Here is a 22,907-nt window from a genome sequence, read left to right on the forward strand (position 1 = left end):
CTCTTTAAGCAAAACTATTTATTATAAATGAATAAACGTATATTTGCAGCCTAAAAATTAAGATTGACATGGTTTACGTTAATCGTAAAGAACATTTTAACGCAGCGCATAAGCTTTTTAATCCTAACTGGAGCAGGGAAAAAAACGAAGAAGTTTTTGGTCCATGTGCCAATGAAAATTGGCATGGTCATAATTTCGAGTTAATTGTAACTGTGAAAGGAGAACCTGATCCTGATACGGGATTTGTGGTGGATTTAAAAAAGCTTAGTACTTTAATTAAATCTGAAGTCATTGATAAGGTGGATCATAAAAACCTTAACATGGATGTCCCTTTTCTGGAAGGAAAAATGGCAAGCTGCGAAATAATTATTGCTGAATTTTGGAAAATTTTAGAGCCAAAAGTAAAACAATTACAAGAAGGATCTAGTCTTCATAAATTGACACTTTATGAAACCCCAAGAAATTTCGTAGAATATTACGGCTGAAAATTTAGCTGAAGGATCATCTGAGAAAAATCTTGAAAAAAAATCATAATTATCTTTATTTCATATCCTAAAATCAAAAGGGTATTTATAAATTGCGCTAATGGAAAATTTTGTTGTATCAGCAAGGAAATATAGACCAAAAGGTTTTGATGAGGTAGTAGGGCAGAAGCATATCACCACTACTTTAAAAAACGCAATTGATAATGACCATTTGGCTCAATCACTTTTGTTTTGCGGTCCAAGAGGGGTGGGTAAAACTACTTGTGCTAGGATTTTAGCCAGGCTGATCAACGATTTTGAAGTAGATAATATGGAAGGGTCATCCTCTCTTAATATCTATGAGCTGGATGCTGCTTCTAATAACTCAGTAGATGATGTTCGTAATCTTATTGATAAAGTAAGAGTGCCACCACAGCATGGGAAATATAAAGTCTATATCATAGATGAGGTTCACATGCTTTCTAATGCTGCTTTTAATGCTTTCTTGAAGACATTGGAGGAACCGCCTTCTTATGCTATATTTATTTTAGCAACTACTGAAAAGCATAAGGTAATCCCTACCATACTGTCCAGATGTCAGATTTATGATTTCAATAGAATTAAAGTTTCGGATATATCAGATCACTTAAAAGATATAGCCGAAAGAGAAGGGATTGAAGCTGAAGAAGCTGCTTTGCATTTAATTGCACAAAAAGCGGATGGTGCTTTGCGTGACGCACTATCTATTTTCGATTTGATTGTTACTTTTTCTCCTGACAATAAAGTCACCTATCAGGCTACTATAGATAATCTTCATATTTTAGATTATGATTATTATTTTAAAGTAACTGATGCTTTGAATCAGGAGAAAATACCTGAAGCTTTATTGTTATTTGATGAAATTTTGAAAAATGGCTTTGATGGTCATAATTTCATCAATGGACTTGCTGCTCATTTCAGAGATTTATTGGTTTGCAAAGACGAATCTACCCTGCAGCTTTTAGAAGTTTCTGAACAAGTTAAAGCGCAATACAAGCAACAAGCTACTGAAGTATCGCCTTCCTTTATACTTTCAGGTCTTCAAGTATTAAGCCTAACAGATCAATCGTATAAGGCAAGTAAAAATCAAAGATTAGCTGTTGAATTAGCTTTAATGAAATTAGCAAAAATCAATAGCGCAATTGATTTGGCAAAGCAACAGGGTGCAGTTTTAAAAAAAAAAGTGAGCTAAGTCAGTCTGAAGAAGAAGATTCCACATCAGGGGAATCGAAAAGTAAGTCTCTAGCAGATCAAATTGCTGCTAAGGCAACAGAAAGTAAACCTTTAAAATCTTCACCTTCTATTCCTAAGCCTGAGGAGAAAATCAAGCAAACTCGAATTGAATCATCTTCAGAAAAGGAAGTGGAAGACGCTGAACAGGAATCTGAGGAAAGTGACAATGCTGAGGAAAGAAAGGAATTTAATGAGGCAGAATTGAAGTCAACCATTCTAGAGTTCATCAAGAATAATAAAGTTGGTCCTGTAATTGAAAATTCCTTAAAAAATTCAGTAAAACTAGAAGGGGAGATGATTACAGTAGAATTAACTAATCCTGTTGAGGTAGATGGAATTGAAAAGGTCAGAACGGATTTATTAAATTTCATTAGGAAGAAATTTCAGAATTCTTCTATTCAATTACAACATAAAGTGAACATTGAAAAGGCAGCAGATCGGCCATATACCGCTAAGGATAAGTTTGAAGCTATGTTAAAAGAAAACCCTTTATTAGGGAAATTAAGAGATACTTTTGGACTAGATACGGATTATTGATCCTCGATTATTTTCTTTAAATGATGTTGTAAAACGGAATCACTTTTGATGTCTAAGTTTTTTATTTTGTATTGGATATTGAAGTGCTTGTAATTTTTCTCTTGCTTAATTTTATCCCAATTAAATTCGTTTGCAATATGGTTAAATTGAGCATATCTAGTTTCAATTTCCGTAATAAAATCAAAATCCTTATTGATATGAATTGATTTTTCGTTGCCAAATCTATTTTCAGCAACTTCGATCCTTAGTTTAAAATCTTCATTATCAATCATCACTTTTTCCTCTAAATTAGTGTAAAAAGCAATTATCATTAAGGCAGAGTTGAAAATAGCATGCTGTAAAAAACCCCAGAAAAAACCTAAGTTCAATCTCAAATAAGCGATTACAGTTCCCCCAATAATTTGGGGTAAAACTAAAATAGGAGATAATAAAAGAATACTTACAGACTCGTCCTTGAAATTGAAAATGTGTACAATGCCAAATGCTAGGATGAAAAGATAGAAAAAAACAGTGTAATTTTTAAACCAGAAATTCTTTACTGCTTTTCTGCCAATCATGACCCCAAACAACTTAAAGAGGTAATTTCTTTTGTAATTGAGAGGTAATCGGAATATTAATTCTTCTATAAGTGGGCCTAAAATACCTCCTAGTAAAATCAAACCAAGGAGTCCTGATTTATTTGTCAACTCTGATACAGCATGATTATCCAAATCTAAATTGCTGATTTCTTGAATTAGAAAAAAGAGTAGAACAGCCGGGATGATCAATAAAATATCAATTATAATAAAAACTAGCAGGGTCTGCCACTTCTTACTAGTATTGATATTCTGGTGGTTAGGATTCGGATTTGGTTCTTTTAGAAATTGTAAGTAATCCTTAAAGTAGGTATTAATGAGGTTAAACAAGTTGGTAGTTAGTTGATTTATATTTTTATGTTAAGCCCTATATTCATTACGCTTTTAAATTGAATCCCCGCTACATTCCTAGTTTCGCCAGTAGCCTCGTTTATGATGATTTCTTTTGATTTGATGTCGTCATCATAAATTAACTGAGTACTGTAACTAGCAGAAAGGAATTTATTTATTTTAAAATTTAATGCAGTTTCCCAGTTCACATCAATATTACCTATTTTTTCATAGTCAGAGAATAAGTTAAGGTTTGTAGATAAATTCACATTTTCCCATATATCCTTTTGAAAGGAAGAGGCGAAGTTTATACCGGATTGAAACCTGTATGTTTTACCTGGGTCAATTCCATATGCACCTGCTGCTGATAAACTGTCATCTATTACAATAGTTGTTTTTGATGAGATTGGGGAGATAGTAGCAGTAAATATTTTTTTGTATCTGTAGGTTATACCAATATTGGCTAATAAATATCCAGGAGCCATAAAGCGGGAAATGACTTGCTGACCATCTTCATCTAAACCTTCGTCAAATTGCGTTCTGAAATCTAAAATACTGGAAACAAAAATTCTTTTTTTTAATTGCCTGCTATAGCGAGAAGTTAAAATAATATTGTCATCAGTTTTGATAAATGGTTGATTGCTGTCACCTTGTCTCAATAAGCCATAAGCCATATCTAAGCGGTTGTCCCAGGCATCTTTACCTTTTTGATAACTTACATTAAAGTTGGTTAAACCAGCAATTGAGATTGAACTTTTTCCACCACCATTCCAGTTTGTAAGATCTACCTGGGAAAAATTTAGGTTTAATACTGCTTCCCTATTCCAATAAGTAGTGTCGGATTTTATACTGTCGTTTTGAGCAAAAACTGAGGAACTTAAGAGTAATAGGAGTGATATGCTTACAGTTATCTTCATGAATTAAAGATAGTATAAAAAAACAATTAACTAGCTAGTAAAGGTCAAGAGAACGGATTTCATTTAAGGCATTCTCTGTTAGAGGTTTAGTGATAAATTTAATTACATGATCGTTATTTACAATTTTGTCGATATCTCTTTTATTATCGGAGCTTGACAAGATAATAACCTTGCATTTATCCTTTACAATATCAGAAAATTTCTCGAATTCGTATAGGAATACGAATCCATCCACAATTGGCATGTTGATGTCCAAAAATATAATATTGGGAAGTTTATCAGGATTATCCTTGTGTTCTTCCAAATATTCTAAGGCACTCTTGCCCGAATTTTTGATTTCAACATATTTTGCGAACTCAGTTATTTCGATGATACGCTTGCTAATGAAATTGTCAGTATCATTATCATCAACAAGCATCACTAAATCAACAGTTTTTGTAGCTGTTACCATGTAAATTTACCCTTGTAATCTATTGATTAAAATACTCTGTTTAGAGTTATTTCTAAACATAAGTAAAGTTTTTTTTAATTAAAACATAAATCTTTCGAAATACAATATTTTTTCGATAGACGACACAAATGTAAGATATTGTAGGCAAGAATTTATGTAAAGGCTACATTTATTTCTGCTTTATAAGAATTAATTCACCTTCTTTCAAATTGTAGTCTTTCTTATCATTCCATTCCATTATCTCTTTCAAGCTCACATTATATTTTTTCGCCAATGCATACATAGTTTCACCCGAGGTTACTTTATGTTTAATATTTCTTTTATCCTTTTCTGATGAAGTTTTCTCAGTAAGATTTTCTGTCGATTTTTCTTTTTGTTCTACTACTTCAGAAGAGGGTTCACTTGAATACCCATCTTTGTTTACTTTAATGACTTGTCCTACTGATAGAGTGTCTCTGATTTCTAAATTGTTAACATTCAAAAGGGTAGAAATTTTCATATTAAATCTATTAGCAATAGAAAAGAATGTATCTCCTTTTTTTATAGAATATTTTGCAAAATCACTATCATCATATTCGTTAACTTCATCTAATTCATTTTCATCTACTGAATCAGGTTCAATTATTTCTTCATCTATAACTATTTTGGTTTCTTCTGATTTTAAAGTATCCCTTTCAACTAATGTGTCTTCTTCGATATCAAAATTGTTGTTTTGAGTTTTTAATGAGTCTTCTTTTATTGATTTTTCAATTAAAGCTGTTGTAGTGTCTTTAACCGCCTCAGATTGGTTTGATATAACCGAAGCAGGTACAGCTTCTTGCGTTTTAGCTTCAGTGCTATCAATAGTGTATTCTTCAGTTTTGTTATTGGCGGGGTCTTCGAATGGTTGCTCATCTAATCTTTTTTGTTTTTCAGGAGCTTCTCTATATTCAATCGGAACATTAGCGGGTCGATTATGACGTAACCATAATACCCTTCCTTCCTTTGGCTGTTGTGGAGGTTTCATTCTATTTTTCCTATAAAGTTTTTTCAACTTTAAGCCATATTTCTGACTTATTCCCCACATATTCTCATTTTGAGAAACAGTATGATAGTAAAACTTGGCTCTATTTCTTTTTCTTCTCAGGTAATAAATTTTCCCTGTTTTTAATTCTTCTCTAATTTTGAGATCGTTCCATTTTCGAAATTTATATTCATCAACTCCTGCTGTTTCGGCTAATTTTTTTACCGTATATCCAGCTGGAGCATAAATGCCATCCAGACCATTTATTTCAACTGTGTGAGGAATTGAACGATCTGATCTACTTGGGTAATTATCAACTAAAGGAAAGTTTTGCTGCTCGGAGTCATCAATATCTCCAGGTAAATTTTCTAAGTTTGCTTTCTTTTGATTTTGCAATTTTTCAATTTTCTCCAAATTGTTTAGAGGTACAATGATAGTATAATTCTTGTCTTCAGGTATTTTACCTCTTTTAATCCATTTATTGTATTCCTCTAAAAGTTCCAATGGTACATTTTCTTCTTTTGAAATTATTTTTAGAGATGTGCCTTTCACATTTTCAACCTCTTTTAAATAATATGGAGGGCTTGAAGTACCCAATGCATTTTCAAAAGCTATTTTATGTGCTAGAAATTTTTTCAAATACCAATAAGAGTCACTTGTGATTTTTAATCGGCTCTTTCCAAAATTATCCTCGTCAATAACATCTGCAGCTCCACCACGACCTCTTTGATAGGCTATTAATGCATAAGCCCAGTTATCGAAATATTGATTATGACTCTTTAAATAGGTAGCAGCAGCTATGCTTGAAGAAACGATGTTCATTCTTTCATCTACATGGCGGTCAATTCTTAAGTCATTCTCTAAACCAGATATTTCCTTGAATTGCCAAAAGCCCACAGCATTGCTGCTGGAAATTGCATCAGAAACTAAAGCACTCTCTTGAATTACCAAATATTTGAAATCCTCTGGCAAGCCTTCCTCTCGAAAGATTCTTTCAATGATGGGCATGTACATATCTACACGCTCCAATTTCTTTTGAAAGTATTTTTCGCTCCTCGTTAAAGCATCCACATCAGCTTGAATGTCTCGTATAGCATCTGAAGTTAATCTTAAGTCCATATTGGCAAATTCCATACGAGAAGGAACTTGCTGTGCCCACAATTGTGTGGAGAGGATAAAAATAGCAGTAAAAAATAACGGAAGTTTTATATTCATTTTTTTCTTAAAATCATTAATCCATCACGGATTGGGAATAATACATTCTGAACTCGGTCATCTTGATGCACAAATTCGTTGAATTCCAGCATACTTTCAGTATTCTTATCTAATTTTTTTCTGTTTTTCTCCAGCACTTTCCCACTCCACAACACATTATCTATTAAAATATAACCACCTTTTCTGACTTGGTCGATGCAAAGTTTATAATAATTCAAATAATTAGATTTATCTGCATCTATAAACACCATATCCCAAGTTTTATTGAGTGTTGGCATGATTTCCAATGCTTTTCCAATTTTCATTTCAATTTTATCGGAAAATTCTGAGGAATGGAAATATTCTTTTATCCTTTCAGCCAATTCTTCATTTACATCTATGGTAATAAGCTTGCCATTATCTTTCAATCCTTCTGCCATGCAAAGTGCGGAATAGCCCGTGTAGGTACCGATTTCCAATATGTTTTCAGGCTGAATCATATGAGAAAGCATGGATAAAACCCGGCCCTGTAAATGTCCACTGAGCATTCGGGGTTTTAATACTTCAGTGTGAGTCTCTCTATTGATTTTATATAGCAAATCATTTTCGGATTCAGTATGGGCTTCAATATATTTCTCTAAATCTGGATCTAAAAACCCCATAATTATCTTCTTTTGGCTTTGTAGGTTAAGATGCTCAAACGTTCATCATCAAAAATCTCATTAGCGGTATCTTGCAAATCTTTAGCAGATACTTGCTTGATTTGTTCAAAAAGCTCGTCTAAAGATTCAATTTTATCTTTATCCAACAAACTTCTTCCTAACATCAGCATATAGCTCATATTATTTTCCTCGGCCATGGCTAATTGTCCCATAAGCTGTTGTTTAGCTACATGTAATTGCAAACTTCCCAAAGGCTTTTCTTGCAAAATCCTTAGTTCTTTCTTAACCAATTTTATACTTTTTGGAAGCTGACCCGGGTCTGTTCCAAAAAATATACTGAAAAGTGCGGTGTCTGTAAATGGATGATAACCTGCATCAATAGCATACACAAAACCATGTTTTTCTCTTAGCGCCATATTTAATCGGCTGTTCATTCCAGGGCCTCCCAAAATATTGACTAACATAAAGAAAGCCAGTCTTTTTGGATGATGTATTGGATAAGCAGTAGCTCCAATTGCACATTGAGATTGTGAAATTTCTTCATTAAAATTTAAAGTATTGGGCTGATAAATGTCAAAGGGAATTCTTTCTCTTTTTCTTTTATGATGGTCAATTGGCTCTAAATACTTTTTAATGTAACGTTCTAATTTTTTCTCTGGAATGTCACCAACTATTGAAAAGACAGTGCGCTCAGTATCTAAATTTTCTTCAATGAATTCTAAGAAATGCTGTCTAGTAAAGCTTTTAAGACTTTCTTCAGTGCCCAATATATTATTTCCTAAAGGATGTCCAGAGAAAATCACCTCATCAAATTGGTCTTGAATATCATCTTCAGGAGAATCTTTGTACATAGCCATTTCTTCTAAAATGACTTGTCTTTCTTTTTCGATTTGCTTTTCAGGAAAAATAGATTGGAAAGTGATGTCTACTAACAAATCCATTGCTTTATCCAGATATTGCTCCAAAACTGAAGCATGGAAAAATATTTTTTCTTTGGTAGTGTAAGCATTTAATTCTCCGCCCACAGAATCTAGCCTATTAAGGATATGGAATGTTTTTCGTCTTTTGGTGCCTTTAAAAGCCATGTGCTCCCAGAAATGGGCAATTCCCACCTGATGAGGCTTTTCATCACGACTTCCAATGTCCAATGCGAATCCACAATGCACTATTTTTGAGTTGATTACCGGCTGGTGGATAACTCTAATTCCGTTTTCTAAAGTTCTAATTTTATATTGATTCATTCATTCCCCGCTTAGGTACAAAACTACAAATTATCTTTCTTTTTAAAGAAGTAATGAGTACTACATAAGAAATTTATTTAGTTTTGGGAAGAATCAATTTCTAAGAATTAATTTAATATGCATATAGCTTTTGAAGCCAAACGTGCTTTCAACAATTTTACGGGATTAGGCAATTATAGCCGATTTGTGATTTCAGCCTTAAAGGAGCATTATTCGGAAGAGGATTATTCGCTTTACACCCCTAAAGTATCAAAGCGTGAGGAGGCTAAAAATTTTTATAAGGATAATAAGGATATCACTGTGTTGCCATCAGGTTTGTGGAAAGCGGGTTCTTTAAAAAGTGCATGGCGTTCTAAAAGAATTGGAAAGCTAGCAGTGAAGCAAAAAGCAGATGTTTTTCATGGTTTGAGCAATGAGCTACCAAGCGGATTGAAAGGCAGTACTAAGAAAATTGTCACTATTCATGATTTAATTTTCTTGCGGTATCCTGATTTCTATCCATTTATTGATAGAGGTATTTATAAGAAAAAATTTAAGTCAGCATGTAAGAAGGCAGATGAAATTATTGCTATAAGCGAGCAGACCAAAAACGATATAATTGATTTTTTTGATATTGATGCTGCTAACATCAATGTAGTTTATCAAGGCGTCCATCCTATTTATAATCAAGATTTGAAGACTAGAAGGTTATTGTATTTGCTTGACCAATACAGTTTACACCAACCTTATTTCTTATATGTCGGATCAATTGAAGATAGGAAGAATGCCAAAGATTTGGTTCAAGCTTTTAAATTGGTTTTAGATCAGGTTAAGCACGATTTACTTTTGCTGATAGTGGGCAAAAAAACAGATTATCAAAAGGAGGTGGAGGAAGAAATTAATAAGTTGAGGCTTGAACAAAGTGTCCGTATTTATAATAATATTCCGTTCACAGAATTGCCTTATTTGTATAAAGGAGCAATAGCTTCTGTTTATCCTTCCAGTTTTGAAGGCTTCGGTATCCCTGTTTTGGAATCTCTTTCAACGGGTACTGCAGTAGTCACTGGCAATCAGTCTGCCATGAAAGAAGCAGGAGGGGAGCATGCCCTCTATGCCGACCCAAAAAATCATGAGGAATTAGCTTCCCAAATGATGAAATTAGCTGTTGATAATGAATTTAACGAGCAGTTGATTAAGGGTGTTGATATTCACTTGACGCAGTTTTCGTCTAGGAAGATTGCGGGGGATTTGATGGGGATTTATAAAGCCCCCTAAATCCCCCAAAGGGAAAATTAGGTCAGTAGGATTCAACTGCAAACTGCTCTTGACCTGACGGTTGGAACCGTCTGGTCGATAAAATGGAAAGCTAGGTTATGCTGAATAGCGATTAGACGGTTTCAACCGTCAAACCGCAGTACGAAGGATTAGCAAAGAAAGAAGTGTGAGCCGGTCTGACTTAGATTTAATTAGAATATAAGACCTAAAACTTTAAAAAAATCGTAATTAAAAATGTTGAAAAAACTAATTTACTTTATTGATATTCTTTTTGTTATTGTGCAGGTATGTAATGGTGATAATATCTTTATCAACCTGATAAAAGATAGTAGTTTTTTTATTTAGAACAGCTTTTCTCAATTCTGGAAAATAACCTGAGGCGGGGTATAAAAATGGATTTTTGAATATGAAATCGAGTTTTCTCCTAAGTAATGATTTGAAATTATCAACCTCCTTTTCAGACCATTTATTACGGATATCTTAAATAATTTTATCTAAATTTTTAACGGATTCTTGAGTCCATCTTAATTTATAATCCATATTTTGCCTTCATATCTTCATGAGATAAGGTTTTGCCATTTTTTATATCCTGTAATCCTCTTTCGATTCCTTCTTTTTCTTCCTGAGATAAATCGTGAAACCAATCTTGATTTTTAATAGCTGAATCTTTTAAAACTTTAAGAAAATTTAAAGTTTCGATATCTTTTAAGTTTTGCAACCACTCTATTAATTCTATTTTTATAGCTTCTTGTTTCATGATTTTAAATTTATTTAAAATTTTATATTAACACAAACATGAAAATTAACCCGCATTATTCATGATAAGGTTATGAGGAATAACGATTTTTAATTTAAAATAACTGACTATCAATCGATTATATCAGGGTTAACTCCGATAATTTCAAAAACCTAATAGCCCAAATTTGGGTGTTTTTAAAATTCATATTTTTATATGAAAATTACAAAGTGACTATCTAATAATCGGATTTTTATAAATTGTCTGTCCTTCGGACGAAAAATTCATATGAATTTTTCGGGTTAATTCTGGAGATTGAAATTCATCCATAATAACATTGTTTAGTTCAGCTTAGTTTCTTCTGATTATAAATAGATTTTTTTTGAGGAGGGCACATTAAAGTTTGATAAAGGTTTCTTAAAACCTAATACCTATAACTTAAAATTCGTATTCAAATCATAATTATTTATACCGCAAGCTAATATCCGTCAAATGATTCATACTGCTAATAAAATGGTCATAACCTTCCTCTTTGCTGGTTTGATTGATTTGCAACAGATGGTCGGGTTGACAGAGCAACATTAAGAGTTTTAAATCATCAAAAGATAATTTATCGTGATATTGGGCGACTAGAGCAGAACTTTGCTTTAATAAAGCTTTTTGAAGTGGATTATTGGTGTAATCAGGGATTTTATGTTCCCATGATGGTGAACTTAAAGGTAAGCTCACCGCATAAACTGAATGTTCTTCTTCATTATCCATTAAAAATAGTTCCTTTATTTGTTTGTCGTTGGATACTTTTTGATCTATAAAATCGGAGGTGTAAGCACTTCCATATCCATTCACCAGACTTATTTGAAAATTATCCGGACCATCACCATTCGAAAGTAAAATATTGAATGGTTGTGCAGTATTTGATTTATAAACCTGACCGGAATGTTTCCCAGCCAAATGCCATGGGTTTGCGGTGGCTATTATACCTTGGTAACCTAAAGATTTCACAATTTCTGCAACCTGGTCATCATACAAACAAGCTGTATTGATAAACATACCCGGTTTCTTATCGAAATAATCTTTCAAGCCTTCTAGATATAATTCTGCTTCCTTTTTGAAAAGAAGAGGAGAGCATAGATAACTAAATGAATGATATGCACAAGATCCCACTAATTGAATATTGCCAGCATTGACCTGCTTTTTAATTTCAAGTAATATGTTGGTGTCCTGCTGATTGAGGAAATTTAAAAAAGGCAAACTGAAATAAACCAAAGGCGATTTATTTTCTTCGGCCATTTTTAAAACCGTTTTTAATTTGGGTTGAATGGTGTTGGGAAAATCAGCCATAAAACCTTCTTGACTTTTAGCTTCATCAATAGCCGGAAGATTTTTTCCAATATCTAAAAAAGATAATTTAATCACCTCCAAAGGATGATTAAAATGTATGATTTGATAATTATCCATTTTTCAATTTCTGCTTTAAAGCTAAAAATATATCATCTGAAACATTTTCCCAATTTCTTTTCTTAACTGATTCTGCATTTTGCTTTGCAATTTTTGCGGATTGCTTTTTATCGGTTAAAATCTCCCTAATTGCAGTTACATAGTTGTCAATATCGCTTTTTACTACTTTAGGAACATCTTTCAAAACTTCTGCTACTCCACAATTTTTAGATAAAACGATAGGCAATTCCAAACTAACTGCTTCTAGGGCAGACAAGCCAAAAGGTTCTGATAATGAAGGCATCACCATCACTTGAGATGCTTTCATAATGGCAAAAACATCTTCCTGTGGCAAATGGCCCGTAAAATGAATTTTATCTAGGATAGCTTTCTCGGTGGAGGAAGCAATCATTTCCTCCATTAATTCTCCTTGTCCTGTTACTACAAAACGAACATTTTGCTCCTTTTTCAATAAAGCTTCTGCAATATCAATAAAAGTTGTAGCTCCTTTTTGCAGACTTAATCTGCCGCAAAAAAGAATTATATCCTCATCAAATGGAGCTTTGTAATCCGATACTTGCAATTCATCAATTCCATGGTGAATCACTTTGATTTTTGATGATTTAATGCCGTATTCTTTTACCATAATTTTTTTATGGTATTCACTTACAGCAATCACCAAATCAGCTATTTGCATGCCCTCTTTTTCCAAATCGAATAACCATGAATTGCTTTTTTTACCGCTTCGGTCATAGTCCAAAGCATGAATGTGCAAAACAAAGGGTTTGCCACTGAGCTCCTTCAATTTTTTAGAGGCAGGAATGGCAGTCCAATCATGCGCATATATAATATCAAAATCTAAATTACGGCTTTTCAGTACAATTTTTTGGCTGAAATCTTCCAGTGCTTCCTGGACTGAAATTTCAATGTTTTCATCATAATGTTGCTCCACTTCAACACTTCCGGCATAAAAATAAGGATTAAGCTTACTTTTAACAGAAAGGTGAACCAAATCTGCATTCAATTGCTTTTGGTTAGTTAATTTTTCTCGGGTTAGTGTTTCGGTTCTGCTATATTCTGCTTCTTGTTCAGCTAGTTCTTCCGCACTGTCAACTGAAAATAGTTTCAAGTGCACATTTTTAGCTAATTGTTGAGCGATATGGTAACAAGCAATACCTAACCCACTATTTTGCGGGTTCGGATTTCCGGGTCCAATCATTAATACTTCCATGAGCAATCGTTTTTTTTAAGGTTTACAGTTCTACGATTTCTAACGTGCTAAAATTTCTATCGACTATAATTTTAGATTCATTGTTGTAGTTAATAGTATTTCCATCAACAACAATTTTCTCCACAATTCCAAAAGCATGTAAATGAATTTCAAATCCTTTCGAACCAGAATCATATTCTGATTCCATATTATGTTGAATGACAATGCCTTTATCTGTTGGTTTCTGAATGAAGAAATGCAAAGTGCTGATGCCCATTTCAAAATCTTTTGAAAGCCCGTCATCTTCATATAACTCACTTCCAGTTTCATTTAATGCTCTATAAACATGTAATTTGATATTTTCAGGTACAAATTCGTTTACATATTGCATTTTGTCCTGCATAGGAAGAATAGTCCCTGCTTTTACAAACATTGGAATTTGTTCTAAGGGCGTTTCCACTATGATTTCTTTTTTACCTGAGATCAATTCGTCCGTCCAGTAGTTATACCATTCGCCTTCCGGCAAATACATCATTCGCTCTTTCACTTTAGGAGCAGAAACTGGGCAAATCAATAAATGCTGTCCCAATAGAAATTCTTCTTCACGGTCTAAAGTCTCTTTATCGTCTTGATATGCCAATGAAATTGGCCTCAACATTGGCTTGGCAAATTCTGAATATTGCCAGAAAGTTGTATAAAGATAAGGCATGATTTCATATCTTAATTCAATAAATATTCTAACAATATCTAAGTATTTATCCTCGAACTGCCAAGGTTCTTTATTTCCGTGGTCACCTGAAGAATGTGTTCTGAAAAAAGGATGGAAAGTAGCCATTTGAATCCAACGAGTATATAATTCTCCATCAGGAGCGCCAATAAATCCTCCAACATCAGAGCCAGCAAAAGAAACGCCTGAAGTACTTAATCTTTGGCATTGGACATTGGCAATTTTCAAATGCTCCCAGGAAGCAAGATTATCCCCTGTCCAAACAGAGCTGAATCTTTGAATTCCTGCATAAGCAGAACGAGTGATGGTAAAACTTCTGTTATTTCCTGAGAATTGTTCTAATCCCTCATAAGTTGCCCTTGCCATTTGCATTCCGTAAACATTGTGACCCTTTCTGTGGCTACAAGGATGACCGTCATAATCATGTCTGACATCTCTAGGGAAAGTGCCTTCCTCAAATACAGCTGGTTCGTTCATGTCATTCCAGACTCCGGCAACTCCATCTTGAGAAAGTCCTCCAAATAATCCAGACCACCATTTTCTGGCAGCAGGATTAGTGAAATCAGGAAAATGACATGGCCCTGGCCAAACACTGCCTTTAAATCTTGCGCCATCCATTCTTTGGCAGAAATAATCGTGATGAACACCCTGCTGGAAAACAGTGTAAAGTGGATCAATTTTAATTCCTGGATCAACAATCACGATGGTTTTAAATCCATCTTTTCTTAAATCCTCAATCATCTGTTTTGGATTCGGAAATCTTTCATTGTTCCAGGTGAAAATACGGTAACCGTCCATATAATCAATATCCAAATGGATAACATCACATGGTATTCTTTTTTCACGGAACGTTTTGGCAAGTTCCCGTACAGTGCTTTCTGGATAGTAGCTCCATTTACTTTGATGATATCCCAATGCCCATTTGGGTGGCATGGGAGATTTTCCAGTGAGTTCCGTATAATCTTGTACTACATTTTCCAACTGCGGGCCATAAATGAAGTAATAGCGCATTTCCCCTCCCTGAGCCCAAAAACTCAAAGCTTCTTTCCTTTCATGTCCGAAATCAAAGTAGGATCTGAAAGAATTGTCCATGAAAATACCATAGCCTTCTCCGTCATTTAAACCCATGAAAAACGGAATATTTTTATAAACAGGGTCTGTATCATTGCCATATCCATAGCAATCGGTTCCCCATAATTCCCTGCGGGTTCCATTCAGATTTAATCTGCCTGTTTTATCACCAAGCCCATAATATTTATTGGTTTTGGAAGACTTAAGTGTAGAAATAACCACATGCCCACCAAATCTTCTTTCGTCTTTCCAATGGTATCCTTTTTCATCTTCAATAAGGACTTTACCATTTTTGTCTAAAATTTTAATGGTAGCATCTGATTTTTTGATGATGCACTGTAATAAGTCAGTCTTAACAATCAATGAATCGTCCTGCGCTTCAAAATGGTAATGGGTATTTCCCAGTTCAAATTCCGGGTCAATGGCATAAGAAAAATCATTCTCAAAATAGCCGTCATTTGCATATCTGAATTTTAGAATTTTTTCGGTGATAATGCTTAATTCTAAAGTGGAATATTGGGCGTAAATCTTTAATTTGCCTTTTTTTTGTTTCCAGCTAATGATTCCACCAGGATAAAACTCCTCTTCCTTCTGCTCTTTAAATTTCTCTATATAATTGCCTTCGAAATCCTTTTCAGGTTCTTGTGCTTGTTCTTTGTTTTCTTCCATTTTAAATAATTAATATTTAGCGATTTATCGCCATTTTCATTACAAAATTAACTACTTATTGTAGTTAATACACTAAGTATATCTTTATTTTTTTTAAATTAAGGTTCAATGAGTGAATCCTCTTTTAATTTACAGAAAATCAGGGAATTTATTTAATATTCTGTCAATAATTGAGATTATTCCCATAAATTAAATATCCTATATTATTTAATGAGAAACGCAGCACAAATGAAGGAAAATAATACGATTGATAATGAAAAACATATTCTTACAGAAATTGCCTGGGAAGTCTGTAATCAGGTAGGGGGTATATATACCGTAATTCGTTCGAAAGTTCCTACTATGGTTAAGAACTGGGGGAAGAATTATTTTTTGATAGGGCCTTATGCACCCAAAGAAGCAGCTACTGATTTCGAAGAAGCCGAGTTTGGACATTCTGTTATAGATGAAGCCTTAAGAATATGTCGAGAAAAGGGTTTAAATATAAAATCTGGATATTGGTTGGTTTCAGGCAGGCCACAAACCCTATTGTTTGATCATAAATCTGCTTTTCAGGAATTAGGTGATATAAAATATTATTATTGGCAAAATCATGGGGTTGATTTTAAAAATCATGATCCATTGATGGATGAAGTACTGGCTTTTGGTTATATGGTGCATATATTCCTTTCGGAATTGACTCGTGTGGCCATTGACCAAAAGGTTAAACCTTTAGCTCACTTTCATGAGTGGATGGCGGGTTCTGCCATACCCAATTTAAGAAGAGATCAAGTGCCTTTGCAAACGGTTTTCACTACTCATGCCACTCTTTTAGGCAGGTATTTAGCCATGAATGATCCTCAATTTTATGATCATCTTCCTTTTGTGGATTGGCATAAAGAAGCAGTTCATTTTAATGTGGAGGCAAATGTAAAATTAGAGCGTGCTTGCGTGCATGGGGCACATGTTTTCACCACTGTTAGTGAAGTAACGGGAAAAGAATGTTTTCATTTGCTTGGGAGAAGTCCTGATAAGATTTTGCCTAATGGATTAAATATAGAGCGATTTTCAGTATTACACGAAGTACAGAATTTGCATCATAAGTATAAGCAATTACTGGAAAACTTTATAATGGGGCATTTTTTCAAGAGTTATTCTTTCGACTTGAATAAAACGCTTTACTTTTTCACATCAGGTAGATTTGAGTATTCCAACAAAGGCTATGATTTAACTTTAGAAGCTCTTGCTCGCTTAAATCATCGTCTTAAAGAAGCTAATTCTCCATTAACGGTGGTGATGTTTTTCATCACGCGTCAGCCTGTTCAGTCCATTAATCCAGATGTTTTGAACGCTAGGGCAATGCTTGATAAAATTAATGCTAATTCCAACGCTATAGTAGAGCAGATTAAAACCAGATTATACAGACAAGCTGCTTCAAGTAAAGGGGATCATAAATTACCTAATCTAAATGATATGGTAGATGATTATTGGAGATTAAGGCATAGAAGAACCATACAAGCTTGGAAATCAGGAGGATTACCTCCGGTGGTAACCCATAACCTGGTGGACGATGCCAATGATTCTATTTTAAATTTTTTAAGAACAGCCAACCTTGTCAACAACGAATCCGATAAAGTTAAAGTAGTCTATCATCCTGATTTCATCTCTTCCACTAACCCATTGTTTGGAATGGAATATGATGATTTTGTAAGGGCTTGTCATTTAGGCGTTTTTCCTAGCTATTATGAGCCTTGGGGTTATACCCCTTTGGAATCATTAGCTAGAGGAGTTGCTTCGGTGACATCTGACCTATCAGGATTTGGTGATTATATGAAAAATGTAAGCATTGGTGATAAAAAACACGGCATGTTTATAGTGAAAAGAGCCAATAAAAGCTTTGATGAAGCAGCAGAGGAATTAACAAACGTGATGTGGGAATTTACTCAAATCACCAGTAGGGAAAGAATTGATATGCGAAATATGTCTGAGGATTTGTCAGAAGTCTTTGATTGGAAAAATTTATACAAAGCCTACGAAAGCAGTTATAAAATGGCTTTGGAAACTTATTTTTAAACCTAACAACCCAAAATTATGGATAATACATTGAAAGAAGATATTAAAAAAGCTGGAAAATCTGTGGAGTTGGTAGAGGAGCAATTAGAAAGATTTAAGAAAGGATTTCCTTATTTAGCAATTGACAGACCTGCCACAATAGGAGATGGTTTAATACAACTATCCGAGAAAAGCATTGATGAATTCATTGCTTTTTTTGAGCAGCAATCTTTCAATTATAATATGATAAAATTTGTACCTGCAAGTGGTGCTGCAAGCCGTATGTTTAAAAAAATGTATGCTTTTTTGGAGGAAGATGAGTCAGAAGCTGAAAAAGATGATTTTTTAAAAACCTTTTTTGAAAATATTCACAAGTTTGCCTTTTCCCAAGCATTAGATAAAAAAATGCAAGAAAAAGGGAATGGTATTGATACAGCATTAAAAAATAAAGGATATCATGCTATTGTAAAAGCATTATTATTAGAGGATGGCTTGAATTATGGCAATCTACCGAAAGGGTTGTTAGATTTTCATGATTATAAATCTGGTATAAAAACTCCTGTTGGGGAGCATTTTACGGAAGGTGAAAATTACGCAAGAGGAACACAAGGAAAAGTAAGATTACATTTCACTGTTTCTCCTGAACATCAGCAGCTTTTTGAGGAGCATGCTGAAAAAGTAAGAAAGGGCTTTAATGATTTTGATATCACCTTTTCTCAACAAAAACCAGAAACTGATACCATTGCAGTAAATCCTGATAATACTCCTTTCTATAATGAAGATGGAAGCATTTTATTCCGCCCGGCTGGACATGGAGCATTAATTGAAAACTTGAATGATTTAGACCATGATATCATATTTATAAAAAATATAGATAATGTGGTGCCTGACCATTTAAAGTTGAACACTATTCATTATAAAAAGGCTTTAGCAGGCTTATTAATGAGCGTTCAAAGTAAATTATTTGGCTATCAGAATCAATTGGAAAGAAATATCAACGAGCTTGAATTGTTAGAGATCGAGAATTTTGCTCGGAAAGATTTGTTTTTGGTTTTCAAAGACGATTATGCTCAATTAAAATTTTCTGAGAAAGTCGGCTATTTACAATATTTATTGCACCGTCCTATTCGGATTTGCGGTATGGTGAAAAATACTGGTGAGCCAGGAGGAGGCCCTTTTTGGGTAAATGAAGAAGACGGTTCTTTAAGTTTGCAAATTGCAGAAACATCACAAATAGATCCTGATGATAAGAAGGCACAAGAAGCTTTACAAAATGCAACCCATTTTAATCCAGTAGATTTAGTATGTGGAGTTAAAGATTTACACGGAAGAAAGTATGATTTAATAAAATACAGAAATCCTGAAACTGGCTTTATTACTCTTAAATCAAAAGATGGGAGAGAATTAAAAGCGTTAGAACTTCCTGGATTATGGAATGGCGCCATGTCAGATTGGATTACACTTTTTGTAGAAGTGCCATTATCTACTTTCAATCCAGTTAAAACCGTAAATGATTTATTGAGAGAAGAGCATCAGGCTGGATAAATTATTTTGTATTTATTAGAAGGAAGCCTTTCGAATTGTTTTGAGAGGCTTTTTTTGTTTTAGAACATTCCTTCTGAGGCTAACCAAGCCGTAGTCCAAGCAGCTTGAAAGTTAAAGCCGCCCGTTACGCCATCAATATCTATCACTTCACCAGCGAAATAGAGCCCTGGGCATTTTCTGCTTTCCATTGTTTGCATATTCACATCACCTAATTTAATTCCTCCTGCAGTTACAAATTCTTCCTTGAAAGTAGTTTTACCAGAAGCTTCATATAAATCCGCAATAAGGTGGTTTACAAGCTTATTAAATTTCTTTCCAGAAAAATTATTCCAGCGTAGTTCCTCTTGTATTTCACTTTTAATCAACAGGTATTCCCATAATCTTTTCGGTAACTGATATGGATTACTATTAAAAAGCATCTTTTTAGGATTTTGAGCTTGAAATTCAGTTAAACTTTGTTTTGTTTCTTCTTCATTGGCAGTTTTAAGCCAATTTACCAATACTGAATATTCATAATTTTTCTCATGTAAAATCCTTGCTCCCCATGCTGAAAGTTTAAGTACTGCAGGACCGCTTAAGCCCCAATGTGTGATCAATAATGGCCCATGATGTGAGAGTTTTGTTCCTGCTATTTTCACTTCCACATCTTGAACACTGACACCAGACAATTCTGTAATGCTTGATTTTGGTAGATTAAAAGTAAATAAAGACGGGACAGGTTCTGAAATGCTGTGTCCCAAATCAGCCAACCATTGAAAGGCTTCTAATTTATTATGACCACCCGTAGCCACTAAGATCTTATCACATTCAATTTTTTCAGCTCCTTTTATATCTAATAAAAAGCCATTTTCAGTTTTCTCAATGGATTCTACGGAGACCTTTGTTATGATTTCAACTTTGTGCTTTTTGCACTCATTCAAAAGGCAATCGATTATGGTTTGCGAATTATCCGTAATCGGGAACATTCTACCATCTGCTTCTGCTTTGAGTTTTACACCTCTGCTTTCAAACCAATTGACAGTATCTATAGTGCCAAACTGCTCAAATGCTTTTATAAGCTTTTTATTTCCTCTAGGGTAGTTTTTGATAAGCTCTTTTGGCTCTTGGCAGATGTTTGTGACATTGCATCTACCTCCACCAGAAATTTTCACTTTGGACAGAAGCTTGGACGATTTTTCTAAAACCACCACTTCCATATCAGGGGTTTTAGATGCAATATTAATAGCTCCAAAAATGCCTGCTGCCCCTGCTCCTATGATTATTGTTTTAGTCAAATTATTATGATAAATCTAAAAAGTAACTTTTGGATTCAATCCATTTAAGAATTTCATCGAAATTTAATTTTCCTTCTGAAATACTAATGATAAAGTTATACTTTTCATCCTCGGTAGCATTCAAATCCATATTTTCTTCCATTAAATATAATCTAGCCAAAACATAGCCAGTCCTTTTATTACCATCAATGAAAGGATGATTTTTCACAATACTCTCAAGTATAGAAGCTGATTTTTCGGTCGGGTTAGCATAAAGCTCTTTTCCACCAAATGTTTGTATAGATCGATTTATAGCTAAATCCAAAAGATTCAAATCTCTGATTCCTGTGCTACCTCCAAACTCCTTAACTAATGTTTTATGAATTTCAATAGCTTCTTTCTTTGAAATCATTTAGCCAATCGATTCAATAAATTTTTATCCTCTTTTAGAATTCTATTTAAATTCTTTTTCAAGGAATTATCAGAAGTTGATTTTTTGTTTTTTACAGCCTCTAAATATTCTAAAACTTCTTTAAGTGCTTTCTCAGAAGATTGCTCTAAAAGATCATGAATAGCTATTTTTACTTCTTCTTTGCTCATGTTGTTTTAATTACTTGTGCTATTTAAATATACAAAAACTTTAGTAATTAAGTTTAACGTCTTTATTTTCCTCTCATCCTCTTATACTCATTTATCAATCCATTAGTAGAAGCATCATGTCCAATTACAGGATTATCATGTTCTAGTTCTGGTAGAATTAAACCTGCCAATTGCTTACCTAATTCTACTCCCCACTGATCAAAACTGAAAACATTCCAGATAATTCCTTGAACATAAATCTTATGCTCATAAAGCGCAATCAGGCTCCCAAGACTTTTAGGAGTGATTTTCTTCATCAATATGGAGTTGGTTGGATTATCTCCTTTAAAGATTTTAAAAGGTAATAATTTTTCTATTTCATCAGAGCTTAAACCTTTTTGCTCTAATTCTTGGCGAGCTTCTTTTTCAGTTTTACCATTCATTAAAGCTTCTGTTTGAGCAAAAAAATTAGCCAAAAGCTTTTGATGATGATCACCAATTGGATTATGAGAAACAGCAGGCGCAATAAAGTCACAAGGAATCATCTTGGTTCCCTGATGAATTAACTGGTAGAATGCATGCTGACCATTTGTACCTGGCTCTCCCCATACAATCGGACCTGTTTGATAGGTTACTTCATTTCCGTTTCTGTCAACGGATTTGCCATTGCTTTCCATATTTCCCTGTTGGAAATAAGCAGCAAATCGGTGCAAATACTGGTCATATGGTAAAATAGCCTCAGTCTCAGCTTTATAAAAATTATTATACCAAATGCCTATCAAGGCTAAAAGCACAGGAGCATTATCCGATAGAGGAGCTTCTTTAAAATGAATATCCATTTCATGGGCACCTTTCAATAATTCTTCAAAATTATTATAGCCGATATTCAAAGCAATAGACAAACCAATAGCTGACCAAAGTGAATATCTTCCACCTACCCAATCCCAAAACTCGAACATATTGGCAGGGTCAATCCCGAATTTCTCAACGCCAATTTTATTCGTACTAAGAGCTACAAAATGCTTTTTGATGGTTTCTTCCGAACCTCCATTTTCTAAAAACCATTTTCTTGCTGTATGGGCATTAGTCATGGTTTCTTGAGTAGTAAAAGTTTTAGAAGCTATAAGAAACAAAGTTGTTTCAGGGTCAATTATTTGCAGAACTTCTGCTATGTGAGTAGCATCTACATTGGATACAAAATGGCTTTCAATCCCTTTTACTTTATAGGGTTTTAAAGCTTCAGTAACCATAACAGGACCTAAATCAGAACCTCCAATTCCAATATTGACAATATGCTTTATTTGCTTGCCAGAGTAGCCTTTCCATTCACCAGAGTGTACTTTCTGACTAAAAGTCTCCATTTGCTTTCTCACCTTTTTAACCATAGGCATCACGTCCACTCCTGATTCCATTACAGAATTATTGGATAAATCCCTCAAAGCAGTATGTAAAACAGCTCGTCCTTCAGTTTGATTAATTTTTTTACCCTCAAACATGGAATGAATGGCTTCTGTTAATTGCATTTCTTCTGCCAATTCCAAGAGTAAATCGAGTGTGTCTTTTGTGATTTTGTTTTTAGAAAAATCTATAAAAAGTGACTCAGTGTTTAAAGTAAATTTATCAAACCTGCTTTTATCCTCTTCAAAAAGTGTTTTGAGATGGATGTCCTTAGTATTTTGATAATGCTTTTCTAACTTTTTCCAGCTTTTGGTTTCAATCGGTGAAATATATGTCATTTGTAAAAAAAAA

Annotated in this window: 20 protein-coding genes; 6 read left to right on the top strand and 14 right to left on the bottom strand. The window is 33.9% G+C overall.

Annotation, left to right across the window (positions count from 1 at the left end):
- Positions 1 to 68 precede the first annotated feature (68 nt).
- The 3 genes from Q0L29_RS03175 (at position 69) to Q0L29_RS03185 (ending at position 2,273) form a co-directional block, all read left to right on the top strand.
- Positions 69 to 485 (top strand): 6-carboxytetrahydropterin synthase, encoded by a 417-nt coding sequence (locus tag Q0L29_RS03175; protein WP_296619015.1) that lies wholly within the window; start codon positions 69 to 71, stop codon positions 483 to 485.
- Positions 486 to 585: 100 nt separating this feature from the next.
- Positions 586 to 1,695, top strand: a complete 1,110-nt coding sequence (gene dnaX / locus Q0L29_RS03180) for a DNA polymerase III subunit gamma/tau (protein WP_296619016.1) — start codon at positions 586 to 588, stop codon at positions 1,693 to 1,695.
- Positions 1,696 to 1,865: 170 nt separating this feature from the next.
- Positions 1,866 to 2,273 (top strand): hypothetical protein, encoded by a 408-nt coding sequence (locus tag Q0L29_RS03185; RefSeq protein ID WP_296619017.1) that lies wholly within the window; start codon positions 1,866 to 1,868, stop codon positions 2,271 to 2,273.
- Here Q0L29_RS03185 and Q0L29_RS03190 read toward each other — a convergent pair.
- The 6 genes from Q0L29_RS03190 to Q0L29_RS03215 all read right to left on the bottom strand — a co-directional run bounded on the left by Q0L29_RS03190 (position 2,267) and on the right by Q0L29_RS03215 (position 8,646).
- A complete protein-coding gene (locus Q0L29_RS03190) occupies positions 2,267 to 3,178 on the bottom strand; it encodes a CPBP family glutamic-type intramembrane protease (RefSeq protein ID WP_296619019.1) in 912 nt (303 codons plus the stop codon). The genes Q0L29_RS03185 and Q0L29_RS03190 overlap by 7 nt on opposite strands.
- Before the next feature lie 17 nt (positions 3,179 to 3,195).
- Positions 3,196 to 4,095 (bottom strand): DUF3078 domain-containing protein, encoded by a 900-nt coding sequence (locus Q0L29_RS03195; RefSeq protein ID WP_296619020.1) that lies wholly within the window; start codon positions 4,093 to 4,095, stop codon positions 3,196 to 3,198.
- A gap of 34 nt (positions 4,096 to 4,129) precedes the next feature.
- Entirely contained in the window at positions 4,130 to 4,546 is a 417-nt protein-coding gene (locus Q0L29_RS03200; RefSeq protein ID WP_296619022.1) for a response regulator, read from the bottom strand.
- 169 nt (positions 4,547 to 4,715) lie between these two features.
- Complete coding sequence (locus tag Q0L29_RS03205; protein ID WP_296619024.1) at positions 4,716 to 6,764, bottom strand: LysM peptidoglycan-binding domain-containing protein; 2,049 nt, start codon at positions 6,762 to 6,764, stop codon at positions 4,716 to 4,718.
- Entirely contained in the window at positions 6,761 to 7,405 is a 645-nt protein-coding gene (locus Q0L29_RS03210) for an O-methyltransferase (protein ID WP_296619025.1), read from the bottom strand. The genes Q0L29_RS03205 and Q0L29_RS03210 overlap by 4 nt, the downstream gene beginning before the upstream one ends.
- Positions 7,406 to 7,407: 2 nt before the next feature.
- Positions 7,408 to 8,646, bottom strand: a complete 1,239-nt coding sequence (locus tag Q0L29_RS03215) for a pitrilysin family protein (RefSeq protein WP_296619027.1) — start codon at positions 8,644 to 8,646, stop codon at positions 7,408 to 7,410.
- A 117-nt stretch (positions 8,647 to 8,763) separates the two neighbouring features.
- Here Q0L29_RS03215 and Q0L29_RS03220 point away from each other — a divergent pair, with 117 nt between their 5' ends.
- Complete coding sequence (locus tag Q0L29_RS03220) at positions 8,764 to 9,900, top strand: glycosyltransferase family 1 protein (RefSeq protein ID WP_296619029.1); 1,137 nt, start codon at positions 8,764 to 8,766, stop codon at positions 9,898 to 9,900.
- 529 nt (positions 9,901 to 10,429) lie between these two features.
- Here Q0L29_RS03220 and Q0L29_RS03225 read toward each other — a convergent pair.
- The 4 genes from Q0L29_RS03225 to Q0L29_RS03240 form a co-directional block, all read right to left on the bottom strand.
- Positions 10,430 to 10,657 (bottom strand): hypothetical protein, encoded by a 228-nt coding sequence (locus Q0L29_RS03225; RefSeq protein WP_296619031.1) that lies wholly within the window; start codon positions 10,655 to 10,657, stop codon positions 10,430 to 10,432.
- Between the two features lie 441 nt (positions 10,658 to 11,098).
- Complete coding sequence (locus Q0L29_RS03230; protein ID WP_296619033.1) at positions 11,099 to 12,094, bottom strand: hypothetical protein; 996 nt, start codon at positions 12,092 to 12,094, stop codon at positions 11,099 to 11,101.
- Positions 12,087 to 13,304 (bottom strand): glycosyltransferase family 4 protein, encoded by a 1,218-nt coding sequence (locus tag Q0L29_RS03235; RefSeq protein WP_296619035.1) that lies wholly within the window; start codon positions 13,302 to 13,304, stop codon positions 12,087 to 12,089. The genes Q0L29_RS03230 and Q0L29_RS03235 overlap by 8 nt, the downstream gene beginning before the upstream one ends.
- 22 nt (positions 13,305 to 13,326) lie before the next feature.
- On the bottom strand, positions 13,327 to 15,750 hold the full coding sequence (locus Q0L29_RS03240) for a TIM-barrel domain-containing protein (RefSeq protein ID WP_296619037.1): 2,424 nt from the start codon (positions 15,748 to 15,750) through the stop codon (positions 13,327 to 13,329).
- A 210-nt stretch (positions 15,751 to 15,960) separates the two neighbouring features.
- Between Q0L29_RS03240 and Q0L29_RS03245 the strand changes: the two genes are divergently transcribed.
- Together Q0L29_RS03245 and Q0L29_RS03250 are read left to right on the top strand one after the other, a co-directional pair.
- Entirely contained in the window at positions 15,961 to 17,802 is a 1,842-nt protein-coding gene (locus Q0L29_RS03245) for a glycosyltransferase (RefSeq protein WP_296619039.1), read from the top strand.
- A gap of 18 nt (positions 17,803 to 17,820) precedes the next feature.
- Positions 17,821 to 19,326 carry a DUF4301 family protein gene (locus Q0L29_RS03250; protein ID WP_296619041.1) on the top strand — a complete coding sequence of 502 codons (1,506 nt, stop codon included), beginning with the start codon at positions 17,821 to 17,823 and terminating at the stop codon, positions 19,324 to 19,326.
- Positions 19,327 to 19,385: 59 nt separating this feature from the next.
- Here Q0L29_RS03250 and Q0L29_RS03255 read toward each other — a convergent pair whose 3' ends face one another.
- From Q0L29_RS03255 to pgi, 4 genes are all read right to left on the bottom strand, one after another.
- The gene (locus Q0L29_RS03255; RefSeq protein WP_296619043.1) at positions 19,386 to 20,600 is read right to left on the bottom strand and encodes an NAD(P)/FAD-dependent oxidoreductase; all 1,215 of its coding nucleotides are present in this window, start codon (positions 20,598 to 20,600) and stop codon (positions 19,386 to 19,388) included.
- A 4-nt stretch (positions 20,601 to 20,604) separates the two neighbouring features.
- Positions 20,605 to 20,991 (bottom strand): type II toxin-antitoxin system death-on-curing family toxin, encoded by a 387-nt coding sequence (locus Q0L29_RS03260; RefSeq protein ID WP_296619045.1) that lies wholly within the window; start codon positions 20,989 to 20,991, stop codon positions 20,605 to 20,607.
- The gene (locus Q0L29_RS03265) at positions 20,988 to 21,179 is read right to left on the bottom strand and encodes a hypothetical protein (RefSeq protein ID WP_296619047.1); all 192 of its coding nucleotides are present in this window, start codon (positions 21,177 to 21,179) and stop codon (positions 20,988 to 20,990) included. Before Q0L29_RS03265 ends, Q0L29_RS03260 begins: the two co-directional genes overlap by 4 nt.
- A 62-nt stretch (positions 21,180 to 21,241) precedes the next feature.
- Positions 21,242 to 22,894 (bottom strand): glucose-6-phosphate isomerase, encoded by a 1,653-nt coding sequence (gene pgi, locus Q0L29_RS03270; RefSeq protein WP_296619049.1) that lies wholly within the window; start codon positions 22,892 to 22,894, stop codon positions 21,242 to 21,244.
- Between the last annotated feature and the right edge of the window lie 13 nt (positions 22,895 to 22,907).

The sequence above is a fragment of the Marivirga sp. genome (genome assembly GCF_024636815.1).
GTDB lineage: Bacteria > Bacteroidota > Bacteroidia > Cytophagales > Cyclobacteriaceae > Marivirga.